This is a genomic window from Leptolyngbya sp. NIES-2104 (assembly GCF_001485215.1).
Taxonomy (GTDB): Bacteria; Cyanobacteriota; Cyanobacteriia; order Leptolyngbyales; family Leptolyngbyaceae; genus Leptolyngbya.
The window spans coordinates 331,331-353,525 of sequence record NZ_BBWW01000001.1 but is presented as its reverse complement, the minus strand read 5'-3'; the positions used below and the strand labels follow the sequence as shown (position 1 = coordinate 353,525).

The following is a 22,195-nucleotide window of genomic DNA, read 5'->3' as shown; positions in this document are numbered from 1 at the left end:
CTAATCCCCCATCCTAAACATTGATATGAAACTGGCAGCACGAGTAAGTCAGGTTACGCCTTCTCTCACCCTTGCGATCGACGCAAAAGCAAAAGCAATGAAACGAGAAGGCATCGATATCTGTAGCTTTAGCGCAGGTGAACCGGACTTTGATACGCCAGACCACATCAAGCAGGCGGCAGCGGATGCCCTCAAACAAGGAAAAACCCGCTACGGTCCGGCAGCAGGTGAACCAATCTTGCGAGATGCGATCGTTTCCAAACTCCAGCGTGAGAACGGTCTGACTTATCAACCGGAAAATATCATCGTGACGAATGGCGGTAAACATTCGCTCTATAACTTGATGATGACGCTGCTCGATCCGGGCGATGAAGTAATTATCCCGGCTCCGTATTGGGTGAGTTATCCAGAGATGGTCAAACTCGCAGGTGGAACGCCGAAGATTGTTAAAACCACCGCAGAAACGCAATTTAAGATCACACCCGATCAACTCAGACAAGCAATCACGGATCAAACAAAGCTGTTTGTGTTAAATTCGCCCTCGAATCCGACGGGAATGGTGTACACCCCGGATGAAATTCGAGCGATCGCGGAAGTGATCGTCGAAAAACAAATCTATGTGGTTTCAGACGAAATTTACGAACGCTTACTGTACGACGGTGCAGAGCACTTGAGTATTGCGGCAGTAAGTCCAGAAGTGTTCGATCGCACCATTATTAGTCACGGATTTGCCAAAGCCTACTCGATGACCGGATGGCGCGTTGGATACTTGGCGGGCAATGCGGACTTGATCAAAGCCGCAAGTAAGATTCAGGGACACAGCACCTCGAATGTCTGTACGTTTGCTCAATATGGCGCGATCGCAGCGTATGAAGATCCGCGATCGAATGAATCGGTCGAATTGATGCGGCAAGCGTTTGCAGAACGGCGACAAGCAATTTTTGATCTCGTCAGTGCGATTCCTGGGTTAAATTGCGCGAAACCTGACGGTGCGTTTTATCTGATGATCGACATCAGCAAATTAGGAAAGACCTCACTAGAGTTTTGTGATGGATTGTTGACTGAACAAAAAGTCGCGGCGATTCCGGGGATTGCGTTTGATGCAGATGATTATATTCGGCTGTCATACGCAACGGATATGAGCACGATCGAGAAAGGCATCGATCGTTTAGCGGCGTTTGTGAAATCGAAACTTTAGAGAATGTTTGAGTCGTCTTCGTTTGTTGCGACATCCCGCCCTGAAATGGAATTTCGGGCTAATCGACGCAAGTCCATTAAAAATGGACTAAGAGCTTGAAACTTGCTCCCAGTCTACTTCAGTAGACTTTCGTCGATTAGACCGAAATTTATTTCAGGGCGTGAGCGAACGCAGCGAAGAAACTTTCCATACTCCTCAAATCCTCCTAGCTCGATCGTCTCCGTAGAATCCGGGCATCGTTCGGTCGAACTGCGCCGTAAAAATATCCGTCGAGTATAATCCCAAACACGTATGGTGGTTGGGCGATTCGGAATTCGCTTCGATTCGCTCAACTGCAAAACCGTGATGCAAGGCTGACATGATTGCCCATTTCAATCTCAATCTACTGCTGAATTCTCAGTAGTTTTTCGTACTCGACAAGCCTTTTCAACTATGCCTCAAACCATCAACGGCGCAACCCAATCCTTCGATTCCTCACAGGCGACTTCCGCACAGCCGTCACCTAAACTTTATGGGCTGATGCCAGCACCTGTCCAGGTCGATACTTACGCCGATCGATTAATGGATGACTTGTTTGAGGATGTGGAAGATCTCTTATCGGGCAGCGTTCCCCCACCTGAACCGATTCGAGTTAAACCTCAACCTTCGATCGAGCTTCCTTTGCAAACTGCGGCACCGATTGTCGTTCAACCTCAGTTGCCTCAGTGGACGGCTCCGGCAGTTTCAGAAACTGCGATCGCATCGAAACCAGTCAAACTCAAAAGCTACGGTTTTCAAAAGTTCCTAGCGATCGTCTTCGGATTATCTGCGCTCTCGGCTGCTTCTGTATGGCTGATTCAGCGGGGAACCGTTCAAAGATTCTTTGCATTGGCAACTAGAGAACCGACTGCCGTTGCGACCGCACCTAAAGCGGTTTCTGCCGATACCAATCTCCAGTTTGCTCAATACATGAAGCGATCACTGGAAAATATCGATCGTAAAGCGGCAAGCTCTCCAATGGTTGCTCGCAACCTACCGAGCGTTCCGGTTGCGGGCAATCCGCGATCGGATCTGTCTGAGAAAACGCCAGTCGTGATTAATGTTCCTTCTGTTTCCGCTCCGAATCCTGTTGCTACCGCAGTGAGTAAAAATCCGCAAGAACTGAATCAAGTTCTCACGCGGTTATCTTCGGCGTTAGAACGGTTGTCGATGAATCCATCATCTCGATCTCAGTCGGTCGCCGTGACTCCGATCGCGATTCAGCCCGCTCAAGCGACTTCTAGTGAACCGCAGCGATCGTTACGGGGAATTGCGATCGCGAGTGATCCGACTCAATCGGCGATTCTGTTTGAAATGAACGGAGTGACGCAGCGGTATTACATCGGAGAAAGTATCGGATCGAGTGGTTGGAGTGTTGTGGATATCTCGAACAACTACGTTAGCGTTCGGCGAAATGGCGAGGTGCGGACAATCTCGATCGGGCAAAAACTCTAAAACGAGTGCTCAATTTGAGGTTCTACGAGCCTATTTTCTCGTTTCGACATTTCAATGACGCTTCTACGAGAAAATGGGCTTTTTCAATAGACTCGATTTGAAACACCGAGGAAAGGCTTATCTCACTCCAGCCGAGGTTCCCCCGCTGACCTGTTTCAGAGAGCGGAAAGACGGATTACGCCATTCGACAGTTTGTGATGTTCCCGTTGGCTTAGCCTGAACTTCTGAATCTAATTTGCGGCTGAGCCAACCGAACATCATCAGACCGACTAAAGTACTCATTAAAAGCAATTTGAATAAATCTCCTTGTCGAGTAGTGTTTGGGTTGGTCATCGGAAACCTCGATCGATGATGTGAATCGATGCACAGTAATAATTGTTTCTGCGACCGGCGAGGTGATGCAGGTTCAGAGGGCTTCCAGTTACTCAGAAACAGCGCCGAATCCTCCACCTCCAGGCGTTTCAATCACAAAGACATCGCCTGGATTCATGGACACTTCGGCTTTACTCGTGAGGGACTCGATCGAGCCATCTTGCCGAACAACGAAATTGCGTCCGATCTCACCGAATTGACCGCCTGCTAAACCGAAGGGTGGCACAATTCGATGCCCGGATAAAATAGCAGCGGTCATCGGTTCGCGAAATTGAATGCGACGAATGGCTCCATTTCCACCTCGATGTTTTCCGAGTCCGCCACTGTGCGATCGGATCGAAAAGGCTTCAACCAACACGGGAAAGCGCCACTCTAAAACTTCTGGATCAGTCAGGCGTGAATTAGTCATGTGAGTTTGAACCGCATCGGCTCCATCGAATGGTTCTCCGGCTCCAGAACCGCCGCAGATCGTTTCATAGTATTGATGCTGCTCATTACCGAAAGTGAAATTATTCATCGTGCCTTGAGAAGCTGCCATCACACCGAGTGCGCCGTAGAGAGCATTCGCGATCGCTTGTGAGGTTTCGACATTTCCAGCGACGACCGCAGCAGGCGGACGCGGATTGAGTAAACAGCCTTCTGGAACAATGATTTCGAGCGGTTTTAGACAGCCCGCATTGAGTGGAATATCATCATTGACCAGAGTGCGGAACACATAGAGAACAACGGCTTTACAGATCGCTAAAGGCGCGTTGAGATTTGTCGATTGTTGGGGAGATGTTCCGGTGAAATCGATGTGGGCAGAACGAGTTGTGCGATCGATTTGAATATCGACACAAATTCGACTGTGATCATCCATCAGATAGTCAAAGCGACCGGGTTTGAGCACATCGATCACACGCCGCACTGATTCTTCTGCATTGTTCTGGACGTGCTGCATATAAGCTTGTACTACTTCTAATCCATATTGTTCAACAATGCGACGAAGCTCTTGAACACCGCGTTCATTCGCTGCAATCTGAGCTTGCAAATCTGCTAAATTTTGAACTGGATTGCGAACGGGATAGTGACCTGTCGTAAGTAACTCCAAGAGTTCTGCTTCTTGAAACTTTCCTCGATCGACGATTTGCACATTGTCAAGTAGGATTCCTTCTTGGTTGATCGTGGTACTATGCGGCGGCATTGAACCAGGTGTAATGCCTCCAATGTCTGCATGATGTCCACGAGAAGCAACATAAAACATCGGTGAGTTTCCGACAAATACTGGGGTGATCACCGTGATATCAGGTAGATGGGTTCCACCGTTGTAGGGATTGTTCGAGGCAAAGGCATCTCCGGGTTTGAGTGTGTTTCCTCGTGCACGAATGAGACTGCTGACACTTTCGCTCATTGAGCCTAGATGCACTGGAATATGAGGTGCATTTGCGACAAGTTGACCGTTTCGATCAAAGATGGCACAGGAAAAATCGAGGCGTTCTTTGATGTTGACCGAGTAGCTTGTATTTTGCAGAGTGATGCCCATTTCTTCCGCGATCGCACGAACGAGATTGTTAAAAATCTCTAGTAGCACTGGATCAGGCGTTGTCTCGATCGTTGTAGTCAATAGTTCTTTAACTTCCTTGATCTTGCTTAGGATCAGATAGTTTTGTGGTGTAAGTTCTGCACACCATCCTGGTTCAATCACATTAGTCCCAGTCGGTTCTAAAATCAGAGCAGATCCAGAAATGCGATCGCCAGGTTTTAGATCTTGACGACGATAGATAGGTGTATCCCGCCAAGCTCCTTTGGTGTAGATTTGAACTGTTGCAATTGAACTGAGTGGAATCGTTCTATCTTCGGAAATCAAAGGTTCGGTGATTGGGTCTGCGTGTGCGATCGCTTCGACCGAAACCGCTTCAACCACTAAACCTTTATCGGTCATGGAAAATCCGTAGCGCTGCTGATAGATTTCCTCGAATTGCGATCGCATCGTTTCGGCTTGATCGAAGTTCACCGTCAATGCAGAATCCGTCCCTTGATAGCGTAAACGTACTTTGAACAGAGTTTCAATGCGATCGCGATTCACTCCTTGAGCGATGATTTCCGATCGACTTTCTGCATCGAGTGCTGACAAGGTTCGCTCTAGTACAGGAATTTGTTCTCCACTTAAAGGAGCTTCTATTGCCTTCTCTTTCAAAGTTCGCACGTCTGCAAGTCCAATCCCGTAAGCCGACAGAACTCCTGCAAATGGATGAATAAATATCTTTGACATGCCTAGCGCTTCAGCAATGAGACAAGCATGTTGTCCCCCTGCACCCCCAAAGCAACAGAGCGTGTATTGCGTGACATCATAGCCGCGTTGGACTGAAATTTTTTTGATCGCATTTGCCATTTTGTCGATCGCAATTGCCAAAAATCCAGCCGCGACTTGTTCATCGGTGCGAGTGTCTCCGGTTTTCGCTTGAATGTCTGCGGTGAGCGCGGCGAATTTTTGATCCACAATTGCTCGATCGAGCGGTAGATTTCCCTCAGTTCCAAACACGTGTGGAAAGAATTCGGGCTGAATTTTGCCTAAGCGAACATTACAATCGGTTACGGTTAACGGTCCGCCTTTTCGATAGCAAGCAGGTCCGGGATTTGCTCCAGCCGATTCTGGACCGACTCGATAGCGCGATCCATCAAACTGCAAGACTGATCCACCTCCCGCTGCAACAGTGTGAATTGACATCATTGGCGCACATAATCGCACTCCTGCAACTTCGGTTTCAAAGGTGCGCTCGTACTCGCCGTGATAGTGAGACACATCTGTCGAAGTGCCGCCCATATCAAAACCAATAATTTTGTCAAATCCCGCAGCAGTACTGGTTTTAACTGCTCCCACAATCCCGCCCGCAGGTCCTGAAAGAATGCTATCCTTGCCTTGAAATCGTTGTGCTTCGGTCAGTCCCCCATCCGATTTCATAAACTCTAGCTTAGTCGTCGATCCTTGTTGCATTAATGCGGCTCCGACTTGATCCACATAGCGCCGCAAAATCGGAGAAAGATAAGCATCGACAACCGTTGTATCTCCGCGCCGAATCAGCTTCATTAGTGGACTGACTTCGTGAGATACCGAGACTTGAACGAAGCCAACCTTGTGAGCGATCGCTGAAATTTGCTGTTCGTGTTGTGGATAGCGATAACTATGTAGAAATGCGATCGCGATCGCTCGAATGCCATTTTCGTAAGCTTGCTGTAACAGCGTTGTGAGTCTCGCCTCTTCTTCGGACATAATCGGAACAAGCTCTTCACCTTGAGCCGTGTAGCGTTCCTTGACTTCGATCACTTGCTCATACAGTCGTTCTGGTAAAACGATTTCCCGCGCAAAGATATTAGGACGGTTCTGATATCCAATGGTGAGCGCATCTCGGAAGCCTTCAGTGATTAGCAGCAAAGTTCGTTCACCTTTGCGTTCAAGTAACGCATTTGTAGCGACTGTAGTCCCCATCTTGACGACTTCAACCGTTTCAGGTGGAATCGATTGATCACGAGATAAACCTAGAATGTCTCGAATTCCTTGAATCACTGCATCTTGATACTGTTCGGGTTGTTCTGACAGTAGTTTGTAGATCACAATCCAGAACTGACCAGCAAGCGATGTAATCTGGAAGCGTTCAGGAGAAAGTGAGAGTCGATCGATGATCTTTTGATCCTCTGTCACTGCCACTAAATCCGTAAACGTTCCTCCTCGATCGGCGAATACTTTGAGCATAATGACTTTTGACTATTTGAAAATAACTAATCGCTATTTTGCAATTACGCGATGCCAGTTCCACCCGTCACGCCATACACTTCTCCGGTAATGTAGCTGCCTTCTTGTGAAGCCAACAGGACATATACAGGCGCAATTTCCACAGGCTGTCCGGGTCGTCCTAACGGCACTTCTGAACCAAATTTCTCAATCTTGTCCTGTGTTTGTCCGCCCGTTGGCTGGAGCGGTGTCCAGAACGGTCCTGGAGCAACCGCATTCACCCGTACTCCTTGTTCAATTAGTTGTTTTGATAGAGCCTTGCTGAAATCTGCGATCGCGGCTTTCGTCATCGCATAATCAAGCGAAGACGCTGAAGGTTGATACCCCTGAATTGAAGTCGTGTTGATGATAGAAGCACCAGGCTTTAGGTGAGGAACTGCTGCCTTGGTAATCCAAAACATCGCATATAGATTCGTTTTCATCACTTTGTCAAAGTGCTCGGTCGGAATGTCGCTAATCGAGGGATACGACTTCTGTACCCCGGCATTGTTTACGAGAATATCGAGTCCGTTGAGCGATGATACCGCATTTCCAACAAGCTGCTGGCAGAATTGTTCATCAGTGATGTCGCCCGGAAGTGCTACCGCTTTGCGTCCAGATTGTTCGATCAATTCAATCACCGCTTTCGCATCGCTCTCTTCGCTTGGAAGATAAGAAATTGCAACATCGGCTCCTTCTCGCGCAAATGCGATCGCAACCGCACGCCCGATTCCAGAATCGCCTCCGGTGATCAATGCTTTTCGACCCACAAGCTTTCCAGAGCCTTTGTAGCTCTGTTCACCGTGATCCGGTTGGGGCTGCATTTCTTGAGCCAGTCCTGGTACAGGTTGCGGCTGTTTCGGAAAAGGGGGTTGCGGATACTGCTTGCGCGGATCTTGTACCATTAAGCGATCATTTTCCATTTCAGGTTGCCTCAATAGAGTGTTCGTAACTTCTGATCCTGCTATTCCTGAAGATTCGCTGCGTATTGCATTAGGCTGAAATTCAAATGACGATCGCATTTTTTATTTCTGATCAGTCACCATTTCAGTATCTTTGATCGGAATCCACAGCAATGGAATCATGCCCACGATCGACAATCCGACGACTAGCCAAAAGAACGATCGATATCCCAATGCTTGCTGTATGAATCCGCTAATCAGTCCCGGTAGCATCATTCCTAGCGCCATCACACTCGTTGAAATTGCAAAATGCGATGTTTTGTACAGATTTGTTGCCAACATCATCAAATAAAAGCTATACGCTGCTGTTCCCAGTCCATAGCCAAACTGCTCGATCGTGACTAACAGATAGATCCATTGCACTGAAGGAGACTGATACGCTAGATAGACATAGAACAAATGCGGCAAATTGAGCGCGATCGCTAACGGAAACAATGTTAGCCTCACTCCATAGCGCGAAACCAACCAACCGCCCAACAGACCCCCCAACGTTAGCGCGATCGACCCAAGCGTTCCATACGCCAATCCGACTTGAGCCGTTGATAGTCCTAGTCCTCCCACTTCAGGTGCATCGAGCAGAAACGGAGCAGCAAGTTTCACTAACATTGCTTCACCAAGTCGGTATAGCAAAATAAACGCCAGCACTGCCCCTACTTTCGGTTGCTGAAAATAACTTTGAATCACACTGCGGTAGACCGTGGAAAGAGCAGGTTGAGTCTCCGAATTTGTTTCGGGTTCAGGCAAGACGAATGTATGAACAATCCAAAGGATGAAAAAAACGAGAGCAGAGAGCGCTAATACGATTGTCCAAGCGAGTCGTGCTCCTATTCGGAATTCTAGTTGTCCAGCTACAAAGACCAGCAACCCTGAGCCGAACAACATAGCAATCCGATAGAATGTCGATCGAATTCCCACATAGAAAGCCTGCGCCTTCGGATCAAGCACGAGTAAGTAAAATCCATCGATCGCAGTGTCTTGTGTGGCGGAGAGGAAAGCTGCGATCGCGAAGCATCCCCAAGATAGAAGAAAGAATTGAGGCAACTGTAATGAGATTGCGGTAGCACTGAGACAGGCGATCATCAGTAATTGAGCGCGAACAATCCAAACCCGTTTGGTTGAGTAGAGTTCGACGATCGGACTCCAAAAAAGTTTAATTGTCCAAGGAAAATAGAGAATGCTTGTCCAGAATGCAAGCGTCGCATTGTCAATTCCCAAGCTTTTATAGAGAATGACGGAAGCACTGTTAACTAGTACATAAGGGAGTCCTGCGGCAAAGTACAGTGTAGGCACAAAGAACCAAGCAGCGTAAAGGTTTGATATCTGTGCCTCGGTACGATCGTCTGAAATTGGAGCGGCTTCTCGACTCATAGAACTAATCAGATGCCCCTTGCGAAAATATGGGAACTACAAAGCATCCGGGCGCGAAATCGAATCAATCAATTCCTCGATCGCTTCGACATCCTGACAATTGCGAACTTCGGATTTGAACCATTTGACCTCATCTCGATCGGTGTCTGGGAGTTGATACACGAACAATACGCCAGCCAACCGCGCTAGAGTGAGCGGATCGGGAGAAAGGTGGGTGACTAGTTCCTGCGTCGATTCGTAAAGTTGACGGATTGCAGTCGCATCGTGAGGTTGCCCCAGTTGAAGCGCCATCTGCTGTAAACTTTCCTGAACAGCTTGAACGATCGTTTCATCTTCGTCAGGGTTAAAAGGGTCAATCATTGGAGCTTTGTGCGATCTCAAGTGCCTACATCTGGTTGATCTTAACGCTTCGATCAAATGATTGTGTCTAAGAGAACGTTTGAGAAGCTGACGTGTATAAAAGGTCTTAGAATGTACAGCTTCGCATGAAAACGCAATAAAAAAAAACAATATTTTGAGTTGAAATCTATCTTAAAGCATAATTTTGTCGCGTTGATTCGTCTTAAAACAAAGTGAGATTCTCTTGGCGTAAGTGATTAATGCTTTCAGGTCAGCTTGAAGAAGATTTTTTTGTGTTTCCAGCCTCGTTTGCTCAACAGCGCTTATGGTTTGTTGAACAATTGCTGCCTGAAGCTTCTCTTTACAATACGCCTTTGGTTTTTCGGCTCACGGGTTCTCTGATGCGATCGCAACTTCAAAATAGTCTTCAAGCGATCGTTCGTCGTCACGAAATTCTCAGAACAACCTTTGATACATCAGATGGACAGTTGCTTCAGGTCGTCACTCAATCGCTGCAAATTCCACTGAATTATACAGATTTGCGAGGAGTTCCTGAACATGAATTGGTGGCACTTACACAGATTTGGCAGGAGATTGAACAGCCGTTTCAACTCGATCGCGGGGCATTAGTGCGATCGCATCTCTGGCAATTACAAGACACAGAACATTTACTGTTGATCACAGTGCACCACATTATTTTTGATGAGTGGTCGAGTGGCGTGCTGATTCGGGAGTTTGGTGAATTTTATACAGCTTTGGTCGAAGGAAAGACTGCTGTACTACCTGAATTGCCGATTCAGTATGCGGATTTTGCCCAATGGCAGCGAAACTATTTACAAGGTGATGTTCTTGCTCGTCAGTTGAATTACTGGAAGCAACAATTAAAAGATGTTCCTGTGCTGAATTTATCAAACTCGAACACTCAGCGGAGTCATCAGGGCGCGAGTCAATTATTAGAGTTACCGCAAGCATTGTTAGATCAGTTAGAAGCACTGAGCCAGCAAATGGGTGTCACGTTGTTTATGACATTATTAGCAGCGTTTAAGACGTTGCTGCATCGCTATAGTGGACAAACGGATATTGCAATTGGATCGCCGATCGCGAATCGCCATCAGAGCGAACTAGAAGGATTAATCGGCTTTTTTGTAAATAGTCTAGTGCTTAGAACTGATCTTACAGGTGATCCCACGTTTCGAGCTTTGTTAGAGAAAGTACGAGAGGTCACACTGGCTGCCTATGATCATCAAGATTTGCCGTTTGAAAAGCTAGTTGAGGAACTACAACCGATTCGGAGCTTGGATCAAAATCCACTGTTTCAGGTTGTTTTTGCACTTCAAAATACACCGATGGAGCAATTAGTCCTTCCTGGTTTGGTGCTAAGTCCAGTTGCTTTGGAAACAAAAACTTCACGCTTTGATTTGGAGTTGTATGTTTGGAAGTGCGCGGATAATTTTAGGAATTTGTGGGGTCAGGGTTGGCAGCAAACGGATGGATTACGAGGTGTGATCGTCTACAATACAGACCTGTTTGATGCAACTACGATCGCATCAATGCGACAACACTTTCAAACCTTACTAGAAGCGATCGTTGCAGATCCAGGAACTCGTTTATCTGCACTATCGTTATTGACTTCTCAGGAACAACAAACTCTACTACAGAAATGGAAGGGTAATCACAATTCTGAAGCGGCTTGTGTTCATCAAGTGTTTGAACATCAAGTTAAAATGCGTCCGCAGTCGATCGCGGTTCAATTTGAAAATCGATCTTTTACCTATGAAGCATTAAATCAAGGTAGTAATCAACTAGCGCGGTATTTACAGCACTGTGGGGTAGAAACCGAAACACCAGTCGGCATTTGTTTGGATCGAGGAGTGGAAGCGATCGCGGCAATGTTAGCAATCCTCAAAACAGGTGGCGCTTATGTTCCGCTCGATGCGAGTTATCCTCCAGAGCGGTTGCGCTTTATGATCGAGGATGCTGGTATTGCAGTTGTTCTGACGCAATCCGACTGGATGGAGCAATTTCAAAGTGATCGGACAAAAGTGATTTGTTTAGAACAAGCTTGGAATACGATCGCACAAGAGTCAGACGAAAATTTATCGACTGCTTGCACAGCGGATCAGCTTGCTTATGTGATTTATACATCCGGGTCAAGCGGAACACCGAAGGGCGTGATGATTCCACATCGAGCGGTGAATCGGTTAGTGTGTGCTACGAACTATATTCAAATCGAATCTAGCGATCGAGTTGCACAAGTTGCAAATCTTGCTTTTGATGCGGCGACGTTTGAAATCTGGGGTGCATTGCTCAATGGTGCTCAACTGATTGTTCTCGATCGAGCAACAACGCTTTCACCGATTGAGTTTGTCACCGAATTGCAGCAAGTGAACATTCTATTTCTCACAACTGCATTGTTGAATCAAACTATCTATCAGATCCCGAATGCTTTCCGATCGCTCAAGTATTTATTGTTTGGGGGCGAAATGGCGAATGTGAATTGTATCCGATCGCTGATTCAACACGGTAAGCCTCAACATTTAATTCATGTGTATGGACCAACTGAGAACACCACTTTTTCAACTTGGTATGAGGTAGAGCAAGTTTCAGCAACAACGATTCCAATCGGGCAAGCGATCGCGAATTCTCAAGTATATTTATTCGATGCAAATTTGAAGCCTGTTCCCGCAGGAGTGAGCGGCGAAATTTACTTGGGTGGTGCTGGATTGGCGCGGGGATATTTGAATCGTTCAGAATTGACCGCATCACAGTTTATTCAGGTCGAGGATTGTAGATTGTACCGAACGGGCGATCGTGCGGTGTATCGCACCGATGGCAATCTTGAGTTTTTAGGGCGTATTGATGATCAAATTAAAATTCGAGGGTTTCGGATTGAATTAGGTGAAATTGAGACTGTTTTAGCTCAACATCCAACAGTACAAAACGCGATCGTAACAGTGCGGGAGATAGAAAGCGATCGACAATTAATCGCATATGTTGTTCCTCGAACCTCTGAAAGTTTAACTGAACGAGAACTGCGATCGTTTCTCAAATCAAAGCTACCTGTCTATATGCTGCCCGCTGCTTTTGTCATGATTGATGCCTTGCCATTGACAGCAAACGGAAAGGTGAATCAAAAAATGCTACCTGCGCCAGTGAATCCTATTCGGGAAAGGGCTTTTCTTGCTGCAACTACTTCTTTAGAAGCATCATTAACTGATCTTTGGGTTCAACTACTCGGACGCGAACCCATCGGCATCGAAGACAACTTTTTTGAACTCGGTGGACATTCTTTGTTAGCAACTCAGTTTGTTTCACGGATTCGCGATCGATATCAGATTGAGCTTCCGCTGCGATCGATCTTTGAAGCACCAACAATCAGAGAATTGGCGCACAAAATCGAAGCACTGAAGCCAGCTACACAACGACGCGAGGAGTTTGAACTATGAAGAGCATTGCTGAATGGGTAGATGATCTAAAACGTCTGGATGTGCAGTTGTCGATCGAGGATGATTCAGAACCTCGATTACGCTGCAATGCACCAGAAGGCGTTTTAACATCAGAACTGCGCCAACAATTGACAGCACGTAAATCAGAGTTGATTGCTCATTTGCGATCGTCTCACTTAAACGTTCAAACCACATTTCCTTTGTCGTTTGCTCAGCAGCGATTATGGTTTTTAGCTCAACTTGCACCCGACAACCCGTTTTACAATGTGTCTGCCGCGATTCGATTCACTGGAACCCTTGATCAAGCCGCATTAAAACGATCGTTTGATGCGATCGTGCATCGTCATGCTGCACTTCGGACAACATTTGCAGAGGAGAATGGACAGCCCGTACAGATTGTTTATCCTGAGAGCAGAGTTGAATTATCGATCGTCAATTTGTCGATCGCAGCAGAGCAAGAATCAATCATCGAACAGCTTGCCACTACTGAAGCACAACGCCCGTTTAATCTAATGCTTGATCCATTGCTGCGACTCACATTGCTGCAATTTGATTCAACTCATGCAGTTCTATTGCTCACAATGCACCATATTGTTGCAGATGGTTGGTCGCTTGGTGTATTGATGCGAGAACTCGCTGAGTTTTATAGTGCATTTGTCGAAAGACGATCACCTCAATTGCCAGCATTACCGATTCAATACAGTGATTTTGCTTGCTGGCAGCGCAACTGGCTACAAGGTGAAATCTTAGAACAGCAGCTTTCATACTGGCGGGAACAACTGCGAGATTTAACTGTGCTAAATCTGCCTGCGGATCGTGCCTGTTCTGCTCAGACTTATCAAGGTGCAACTTATCCAGTTCAGTTTTCTCCAGCACTCACTGAGAAACTAGAAGCCTTGAGTCAGCAATTTGGAACGTCGTTGTTTATGACATTGCTGGCTGCATTTCAAGCCTTGCTGTATCGATACACGCAGCAAGACGATATTGCGATCGGAATTCCAATTGCAAACCGTCATCGTGGTGAAGTCGAAGAACTGATTGGATTTTTTGTGAATAGTTTGGTGATGCGATCGCGCTTCTCTGATGATCTCTCATTCGTGGAATTGTTGGAGCAAGTTCGCACTACAGCGTTAGAAGCGTATGAACATCAAGATTTACCCTTTGAAAAGTTAGTTGAGGAACTTGACCCGGAACGCGATCTTAGCCGTAATCCACTATTTCAAGTTGCGTTTGCGCTCCAGAATGCTCCGATGCAGCCTTTAGAGTTGCCTGGATTGAAGTTAGAACCTGTTCCTCTAAAGTTTGGAAGTACTCGGTTTGATCTAGAGGTTCATCTGTGGGAGCCAACGCATGGATTGCACAGTTTGTGGCAATCTCAGGCAGGATTAAGCGGATTTATTAGCTATCGTACCGATTTGTTTGATCACGATCGCATTCAGCGCTTAGTAGGTCATTTTGAGACGCTTTTAGAAGGCATTGTTGCAAATCCTGAAAATCGTCTGTCTGATTTACCGTTGCTAACTGCCGCAGAAACCGAGCAGATTTTAGTAGATTGGAATCCGATCGATCAGGAAGTTCGCGATCGTCGTTGTTTTCATCAGATTTTTGAAGCCCAAGTTCGTCATGATCCGAATGCGATCGCACTTGTTTCAGAACAAGGATCACTCACTTATCAAGAACTAAATCAAAGAGCCGATGATCTAGCATTAATTTTGCAACAAATGGGGATTAAAGTCGGCGGTCTAGTTGGACTGTGTATGGATCGATCGAGTGAAATGGTGATCGGAATCCTGGGAATTTGGAAAGCTGGAGGGGTTTATGTTCCACTTGATCCAAACTATCCGCACGATCGGCTTCAGTTGATGTTGCATGATACTCAAGTTTCAATTTTGCTTACCCAATCTTGGCTGGTTGATACTTTACCGGAGTCAGCGGCAAAGATTCTCTGTTTGGATCAGCCTTTAGCGCGATCGCATTCAGTCCACAAGCTTGCTACTTCAACGCCGGATCAGCTTGCTTATGTGATTTATACGTCTGGATCAACCGGAACACCGAAAGGCGTACTTTTATCACATCAAGGATTGTGTAATGTTGTTGAGGCACAACAGCGCACATTTTATCTATCGCGTACCAGTCGGGTGCTGCAATTTAGTTCTCTTAGTTTTGATGCGTCTATCTTCGAGATTGCGCTAGCATTCGGCTCAGGTGGAACATTATTTATTCCGCCCAAATCGGCTCAATTACCTGGAATGCTACTGCTGCGATTTTTACAGGATCGTGCCATTACTCATGCTTTATTAACTCCAGCGGTACTTGCTGTTTTACCAAAGATCGAGCTTCCTGAACTTCAAGTTTTGATTACGGGTGGAGAAGCTTGCTCTAGTCAAGTCATCGATCGCTGGTCAGTCGATCGACATTTTTTTAATGCGTATGGACCGACAGAAGCAACAATCTGGTCAACGGTTGCAGAACTTCATCCTGGCGATGCTCCATCTTTGATTGGTCATCCGATTCAAAATACGCAAGTGTACATCTTTGATGCAGATTTGAATCCTGTTCCGGTCGGAATTTCGGGTGAGATGTATATCGGTGGTGAAGGAATTGCTCGTGGTTATCTCGATCGTCCAGAATTGACAGCAGAACGATTTATTCGCTGGAAAGACTCGATACTTTACAAGACTGGCGATCTCGCTCGTTTTCGGGCGGATGGTGCGATCGAGTTTCTCGGTCGTATCGATAATCAAATTAAAATTCGAGGCTTCCGAGTCGAGTTAGGAGAAATTGAAACAACCTTACAACGCCATCCAGCAGTTCAGGATGCAGCAATTATTACTTCTGGAAATACAGAAAGTGAGAAGCGATTGCTGGCTTATTTCAGTCTCAATCCACAGGCTTTAAGAGAAGCTGAATCGCTTTCGTCTCAACAAATCCAGCACTGGCAAACTCTCTATAACCAAACCTATCAAACTTCAGAACAAACTCAATCGTTTAACACAATTGGCTGGAATAGTAGCTACACGGCGCAATCGATTCCGATCGAGCAAATGCAGGAATGGGTTAACGATCGAGTTCAGCAAATCCTCGCACTAAAACCGAAGCGAATCCTAGAAATCGGATGCGGAACTGGATTATTGTTGTTTCAACTTGCCCCTCATTGTGAAAAGTATGTCGCGACGGATTTTTCGAGCGCTGCACTAGAAACAATTCAGCATCAATTAGGCGAACTACCTCACGTTGAACTGTTGCATCGAACTGCAACGGATTTCGAGGGAATTGATTCGACATTCGATCTGGTGATTTTGAACTCGATCGTGCAATACTTCCCAACAGTGGACTATCTTTTACAAGTCTTAGATCAAGCGATCGAGCGAATTGCGCCCGGTGGTGTTCTCTTTGTTGGCGATGTAAGAAATTTACGGTTACTCAATGCCTTTCATGCTTGGATGCAGTTCAATCAGGCAGATGCAACTCTTGATCGAAATGAGCTTCGTCAGTTAGTTGCTCGATCGCAGTTTGAAGAGCCAGAACTCGCGATCGATCCGACGTTCTTCTATGCTTTGCGCGATCGACATTCTCGAATGACTGGAGTGCAAATTCGACTGTCACGCGGTCGGAGTCACAATGAGATGACACAGTTTCGATACAATGTTCTACTGCATTGTGATCAAAGCACACGTGAAGGATTGGTCGAGGAACTTCCTGCAATGTCGATCGCAGCTGCGAAAAAGATTTTGACCGAGACAAAACCTGATTACCTCAGAATCACAAATGTAAGTAACAGTCGGGTGATTGATGCGGTAAGAACTGCAACTTGGCTCAATCACACAGAGGCACCAAAAACAGTTGGACAGATGCGAGAACGATTACAGCAAGCGACTGAAGCAATTGATCCTCAAGACTGGTGGGACTTAGAAACAGCGATTCCTTATACGATCGAGATTACATGGTCAACTAATCAAGGTAACTATGATGTTCTATTCGTTCGGAAAGGCGTTGATATCGGCATCGATCGACCTGTAACTGTTCATTCAAATTGGTATCAGTACACCAACAACCCAATTCAATCTCAATTTGCGCGTCAACTCATCCCCGACCTGCGGCAATGTTTGAAACAGAGCTTACCAGAGTACATGATCCCTAGTGCTTTCGTTCCATTAGCAGCACTTCCGATGACTACCAACGGCAAAGTCGATCGTCAAGTGCTGCGTTTGATGGAGCAAAATCAATCTAAAGCGATCGTGCAAAGCTCTAGTGAAACGACAACAGAATCAATGCTGTTAGAGATTTGGAAAGACTTGCTGCGACTGAATCACGCGACAATTCACGAGAATTTTTTCGAGTTGGGTGGACATTCTTTACTAGCAACACAACTGACTTCGCGGGTTCGCGATGCGTTTGGATTAGAGTTACCGCTAAAGAGCGTGTTTGAAGCTCCAACGATCGCAAAACTCGCTCCAATTCTAGATAGTTTACGAGAAACTTCAGCCTCAAAGATTCCGCCATTGGTTCGACTCGATCGCTCAGCCTACCGTCAAAAGCGCCTCACCCAAGTAGAACCGATTGTAGAACCTCAAACAGCAGTATCTTGGTCGCCGATCGTTCCTTTAACCCTAAGTACAAAACCCGCTTTTTTCTGTGTACATCCGTTGTTTGGCGTTGTGCTACCTTACTTGGAATTAGCAGATGCCCTCAAGAACGATTGTAGTTTCTACGGACTCCAATCTTCAGGATTAGACGGGTCGCCGCCGCTCGATCGCATTGAAGCGATCGCGTCTTACTACGTTGACGCGATCCAGACAGTCCAGCCAGAAGGTCCCTATCGCTTAGGAGGTTGGTCTTTTGGGGGATGGGTAGCGTATGAAATGGCGCAGCAACTTAGACAAGCTGGAAAACAAGTTGAGCTTTTAGCCATGATTGATACACCTGCTCGTACTAATCTTTCTGTCTATCAAAGTTTGAAATTTCTCATTGGCACTGCACTTTGGTCAATGATGCCGTTTTTGCTTGACTACGGTGCGCTGGCACTTCACCGATCGCGCTCATCCTGGATGTCTCGATGGCAGTGGTCGAGACTTGTGCAATCGATTCCTGAAGCGGCTCAATTACGGTTATTAGATGAATCAACCCTCACACCGCTTCTACGAGTTATGTATGCAAATGCTCAGGCAGCTTATCGATATGTACCGAAACCTTATGTCGATCGTTTAACTTTGTTTCGAGCTGAGGGACAAGCGATCGGCAAGGATGCAACATTAGGCTGGAGCAGTTTGGTTGATGACATTCAACTCTATCAAGTGCCAGGAAATCATCTTTCGCTGTTAAAATCGCCTCATGTGAAAATGCTGGCGGAACATTTAAGGGAATGCCTTTGATTGGTGTAGACATGAGAAAATTCATCACTGCCACTGTTGTAATTGAGTCACCCAATTCTGCATCAATGTATTCATTTGCTCCCGTCGCGTTTCAAAATTTGCCGCTATCCAAATCAGCAAAATACCTAAACATAATCCAATAATCCACTTCAGCAGAGAATACAACGCAATAAAAACAATCAGTTGATTGATAACATTGAGCAAAAAGACTACTGTACCCACATACAAAAAGGCACGAACTCTCAACCCCAATCCAGCAAAAATCGCAATCAATCCCACAATGCCCGGTAAAATTCCATAGTTCTCCTGTGTCAACAATGCCGTAGCCCCAATCAATCCCACACCACAAATGCGAACATAGTGCCGCGCTCCTCGCCCCGAAGATTGAGTAAACGAAGGTTCAACTTGAGCAAAATATAAAATCGACAAGCCGATCGGTAAAACTTGCCAAAACAGCACTTCCACATTCAATTGATGCAACTGATCAAACACCAGCCAATTGATCAATCCAATGCTGAGATACGTCCACCGCACCTGACGACGAATCGAAGCAACCAGAGCATAAAACACAGCAACGATAATCAAACTAACCGGATGTACGATCGATGATGTTCCTATAAGTACGAGTAGCGGTAATGCCAAAGCGACCCGCTGCCAAGGTTGTCTTGCCCACCCAAACCGATCCCACGGCAGAACAAACATCAGAAATGCAACGATCGCGCTAATTGCCCCAGCATACGGGCGCACCACTGCACTAAACAGCCCACTAAACCAAGGCTTCGTGCTGAGATACCACATCAATCCCGCTGCTTCTAACAATCCCGCATACAGCCAGATTTCGACGATCGCTAAAGGCGGACGATGCCGCGCCTGCCAGATCGCATACAGAGATAAAATCATTCCCGTTGTAAACCCAACGAGCGCCAACTTTCCAGGAACCGCCGGATCAATCAGCGTCAGAATTGCAGCCAAACTTAATACAACGCTGCTCACTCCCCAATGAAGATGGGCAAGCGGTCGAATTTCTTCAGAACTCAGATTGAGCACACGAAATAATCTCGATCGAGGAACGCGATACAGCAGCATCAACACTGTGCCCACCGTTGCGACCGACATCAGTTGATCACTCAGTGACAGCGTTCGGAAATGATACAGCACCAATTCATAAGCCGCGATCGAGGTTCCAACAATGCCCAAGTAAGTCAACGGTTTCAATTGACTATCACGTCTACCCACCCCGATCGCGATCGCAGCTACTCCTAAAGTCACCCATCCCGTCCAAACGGCGAAACTCTGCGATCGTAAACTCAGTGCCAAAATGCCATACGCCAACGGCAAAGCATCCCAACCGGAAGAACGTCCTTCAGTTCGTCGTTGCCAAACTTCACCAATGATCAGAACGAACAATCCTAAGCCCATGTTCGCAACGCTTAATCGAGCCAGTGACGGCTCAAACCAGGCTAAACTTTGTGCAATTAATAACTCTAGTCCGATTCCGATGCCGATCGTGGTCACACTCCGCGCTGTCTGCCAAGTCCGAAACACCAAAGCACCCGTGATGATTCCAATTGCAGCAAGCGTTACTCCATTTGGTCGCACTGTCGCTTGATACACCTCAAAGGTATGAAGGCTCAAACCAATGAGCACGATCGCGCCCAGTCCAATCGCCCAACCGTCCGCCGCTCGTGCATACAAAGTGACGAAGTCCGATCGATGCAATTGTCCCCACCGCTGAAACTGCCAGAGTAGCGCAACCACGATCGCACCCACACACAGCCAAGATTCCACCGCAAACCCTGGAAGCCAGTGCCAAATCCCCCAACTCACCATCCCAAAGCCAAAGCCAAACGTCAGAGCCGCAGCATCAATTCGCTGCAAACAACGGGTATTCACCAGCATCAGAACCGTCGCGATTCCTAAGCTCAATAGTCCTGCGTTGCGATCTTGCACTGCTAAAAGTTGCACCAGAATCAGCGCGATCGCACTAGTCCCACTTGCTACTGTCCGTTTTGATTCGTCGCGGACTGCGATCGCACTCAACACAGCGGGAATCAAGAGCCAAACGATCGCCCACTTAAACGGGAGATTGAAGAAGAAAACATAAGATAAAGTTGCCAGTGCGAACCCGAAATACCAAGCACTTTGATGCCATTGTGTCCGATTTCTGAGTTGGCTAAAGCTCCATTCGGCGATCGCACTTCCCAAGAAAATACACGCCCAAGCCGCTTGATCCAAAGTTGGAAATCGCCAATCGATCGCTGCAATGAGTCCTGCCAATCCCACGCCATGAGTCACATAACTGAGCCATGTCGGATTCTGTTTGCGATGAGTCGATCGTCCTAAAATCAAAGTTGAAGCAATCAGATTCAAGGTGCGAGTTGCAGGCGCAAAGAAGCTTAGAGCAGTTAATCCCAATCCGAACACTAGCGCAATTTCTTCTGTAAATTTTGCTAATTCTGGTTTCTGATCGCGATCGAACCTTGCCGCGATCGTCATGATTCCAACCAAATACGGCAGCAGCACAATTCCTAACAATGCGATCAAAGGAGCTTGAGTCAAATTAGTGGCAGTGTTCACAATTTGCGTTTGCACTGAGTTTGGAACTAAGCGCCAAACTAACCAAAGCGATTGCAATCCAACGACCAGTAACCCAATCACATCGAATCGCCGCTCATACCGTTGCAGCAATTTCCACCACAATAAAAGCGCTAATCCACTCACGCCTAATGCTTGCCATACAACAGAAGCAACAGAAACCAACCATCCTAAACTGAGCAAGCTACCACTCACAATCCACAAGACCGACCAAGATTGTTGCTGTGCAATCCGAGCAACAATCCATCCCACAATGCCAAATGCTAACCCTAACTGAGCAATATCCACCTCAGCAATCAAAATCGCCCGCAGAATCAACAATCCAGCTACATATCCTTGCGCGAAAGTCAGCCCGATCGTTGAATTTTCGATCACTCCCATTGATCGCACGACGATCGCGGCTCCAACCGCTCCCAGATACACAGCAATCAGCGGAAAATTTGCAAAACTCCAACCGCACTGTAGAACGCTCAAACCGAGATAGCCAACAATCGCGATCGGAATAAAACGCGAAAATCTTTGTCGAAACAGCGCGATCGCAACTCCGCTTAACAGTCCCGCAGATGTAATTGCAATGATGATCGACATCGGTTCAATTGATCGCAGCAAAAAGCGATCGATCGCCCAAAAATTCACCGGAATCAACAGCAATGTCAAAGTCTGCAACGTTGAAGCCGTCAAGCGCAGGTTTTCTTTTCGCCCTGTCCAAAACGCCACAGCCCAAAAGATCAGCGTATAGCTCAACAACACTAAATACTGTCCCGTCGGTGAGACATTTTGCCACTGACTCGCAGCCAAAACCGCCGACGAGATGACAACCAGAAACACACCCAACGCTAGTAACCAAACGACACTTAGTTCTTGTTGCAGCGATCGTAGAATTTGCCCGATGAACGTTTGACGCGGTGGCTCAGGAGCGCGACGAGGCGGCGGAGCTTGTACCACTGGCTCAACAGGCGCAATGAAATCTCTCGGTCGCTCGAATACTTCAGGCAAAACATCGGTAAGATACTGTTGCCCTAGTCTAAGAACTTGACGATCACTCAAGAGTCCAAGGTGTAACCAAGCCTCTAAACCAGTGAGTAAATCCGGGTGATTCGCATCGACTTCAATGATCATGCGACGATTTTCCGGCAGTGACATCAACGTGCCTCCGGGTAGGAATAGAACAATGTAGAGATGAGCTTTACTCTATCGGAGCTTGATCCGGTCAGTGCGCGAATTTCGTCCGCTTCCTGCACTGTCACACGACTGTCACACTCACCCCACCCACAAAAATTAAGTCCGCTTCAAAGACATCAATTTAAGATGTTATTCGCCCT

10 protein-coding genes are annotated in these 22,195 nt (G+C 46.7%); 4 read left to right on the top strand and 6 right to left on the bottom strand.

Going from position 1 to position 22,195, the window contains the following annotated elements; genetic code table 11:
* Positions 1 to 25: 25 nt before the first annotated feature.
* Both NIES2104_RS01715 and NIES2104_RS01710 read left to right on the top strand, forming a co-directional pair.
* Positions 26 to 1,198, top strand: a complete 1,173-nt coding sequence (locus NIES2104_RS01715; RefSeq protein ID WP_058995162.1) for a pyridoxal phosphate-dependent aminotransferase — start codon at positions 26 to 28, stop codon at positions 1,196 to 1,198.
* A gap of 432 nt (positions 1,199 to 1,630) precedes the next feature.
* Positions 1,631 to 2,671, top strand: a complete 1,041-nt coding sequence (locus NIES2104_RS01710) for a hypothetical protein (protein WP_058995160.1) — start codon at positions 1,631 to 1,633, stop codon at positions 2,669 to 2,671.
* Positions 2,672 to 2,788: 117 nt separating this feature from the next.
* Here the strand turns inward: NIES2104_RS01710 and NIES2104_RS01705 are convergent, their stop codons facing one another.
* From NIES2104_RS01705 to NIES2104_RS01685, 5 genes are all read right to left on the bottom strand, one after another.
* On the bottom strand, positions 2,789 to 3,004 hold the full coding sequence (locus NIES2104_RS01705) for a hypothetical protein (protein WP_058995158.1): 216 nt from the start codon (positions 3,002 to 3,004) through the stop codon (positions 2,789 to 2,791).
* Positions 3,005 to 3,092: 88 nt separating this feature from the next.
* Positions 3,093 to 6,773, bottom strand: a complete 3,681-nt coding sequence (locus NIES2104_RS01700; protein WP_058995156.1) for a hydantoinase B/oxoprolinase family protein — start codon at positions 6,771 to 6,773, stop codon at positions 3,093 to 3,095.
* Between the two features lie 44 nt (positions 6,774 to 6,817).
* Positions 6,818 to 7,714 (bottom strand): SDR family oxidoreductase, encoded by an 897-nt coding sequence (locus NIES2104_RS01695; protein ID WP_058995154.1) that lies wholly within the window; start codon positions 7,712 to 7,714, stop codon positions 6,818 to 6,820.
* A 102-nt stretch (positions 7,715 to 7,816) separates the two neighbouring features.
* Complete coding sequence (locus NIES2104_RS01690) at positions 7,817 to 9,121, bottom strand: MFS transporter (RefSeq protein WP_082689909.1); 1,305 nt, start codon at positions 9,119 to 9,121, stop codon at positions 7,817 to 7,819.
* Between the two features lie 36 nt (positions 9,122 to 9,157).
* The gene (locus NIES2104_RS01685; RefSeq protein ID WP_058995152.1) at positions 9,158 to 9,481 is read right to left on the bottom strand and encodes a hypothetical protein; all 324 of its coding nucleotides are present in this window, start codon (positions 9,479 to 9,481) and stop codon (positions 9,158 to 9,160) included.
* Between the two features lie 239 nt (positions 9,482 to 9,720).
* Between NIES2104_RS01685 and NIES2104_RS01680 the strand changes: the two genes are divergently transcribed.
* Complete coding sequence (locus NIES2104_RS01680; RefSeq protein WP_058995151.1) at positions 9,721 to 12,906, top strand: non-ribosomal peptide synthetase; 3,186 nt, start codon at positions 9,721 to 9,723, stop codon at positions 12,904 to 12,906.
* Positions 12,903 to 18,278 carry a non-ribosomal peptide synthetase gene (locus NIES2104_RS01675; RefSeq protein WP_058995148.1) on the top strand — a complete coding sequence of 1,792 codons (5,376 nt, stop codon included), beginning with the start codon at positions 12,903 to 12,905 and terminating at the stop codon, positions 18,276 to 18,278. Before NIES2104_RS01680 ends, NIES2104_RS01675 begins: the two co-directional genes overlap by 4 nt.
* A 24-nt stretch (positions 18,279 to 18,302) precedes the next feature.
* Here the strand turns inward: NIES2104_RS01675 and NIES2104_RS01670 are convergent, their stop codons facing one another.
* A complete protein-coding gene (locus NIES2104_RS01670; protein ID WP_156426844.1) occupies positions 18,303 to 22,016 on the bottom strand; it encodes a DUF2157 domain-containing protein in 3,714 nt (1,237 codons plus the stop codon).
* Between the last annotated feature and the right edge of the window lie 179 nt (positions 22,017 to 22,195).

What these genes read in the sequence shown, in the direction of transcription:
- NIES2104_RS01710 (WP_058995160.1), top strand. Translation starts at nt 1,631, where the DNA reads ATGCCTCAAACCATCAACGGCGCAACCCAATCCTTCGATTCCTCACAG.
- NIES2104_RS01685 (WP_058995152.1), bottom strand. Translation starts at nt 9,481, where the DNA reads ATGATTGACCCTTTTAACCCTGACGAAGATGAAACGATCGTTCAAGCT.
- NIES2104_RS01715 (WP_058995162.1), top strand. Translation starts at nt 26, where the DNA reads ATGAAACTGGCAGCACGAGTAAGTCAGGTTACGCCTTCTCTCACCCTT.
- NIES2104_RS01675 (WP_058995148.1), top strand. Translation starts at nt 12,903, where the DNA reads ATGAAGAGCATTGCTGAATGGGTAGATGATCTAAAACGTCTGGATGTG.
- NIES2104_RS01690 (WP_082689909.1), bottom strand. Translation starts at nt 9,121, where the DNA reads ATGAGTCGAGAAGCCGCTCCAATTTCAGACGATCGTACCGAGGCACAG.
- NIES2104_RS01700 (WP_058995156.1), bottom strand. Translation starts at nt 6,773, where the DNA reads ATGCTCAAAGTATTCGCCGATCGAGGAGGAACGTTTACGGATTTAGTG.
- NIES2104_RS01705 (WP_058995158.1), bottom strand. Translation starts at nt 3,004, where the DNA reads ATGACCAACCCAAACACTACTCGACAAGGAGATTTATTCAAATTGCTT.
- NIES2104_RS01695 (WP_058995154.1), bottom strand. Translation starts at nt 7,714, where the DNA reads ATGGAAAATGATCGCTTAATGGTACAAGATCCGCGCAAGCAGTATCCG.
- NIES2104_RS01680 (WP_058995151.1), top strand. Translation starts at nt 9,721, where the DNA reads ATGCTTTCAGGTCAGCTTGAAGAAGATTTTTTTGTGTTTCCAGCCTCG.
- NIES2104_RS01670 (WP_156426844.1), bottom strand. Translation starts at nt 22,016, where the DNA reads ATGTCACTGCCGGAAAATCGTCGCATGATCATTGAAGTCGATGCGAAT.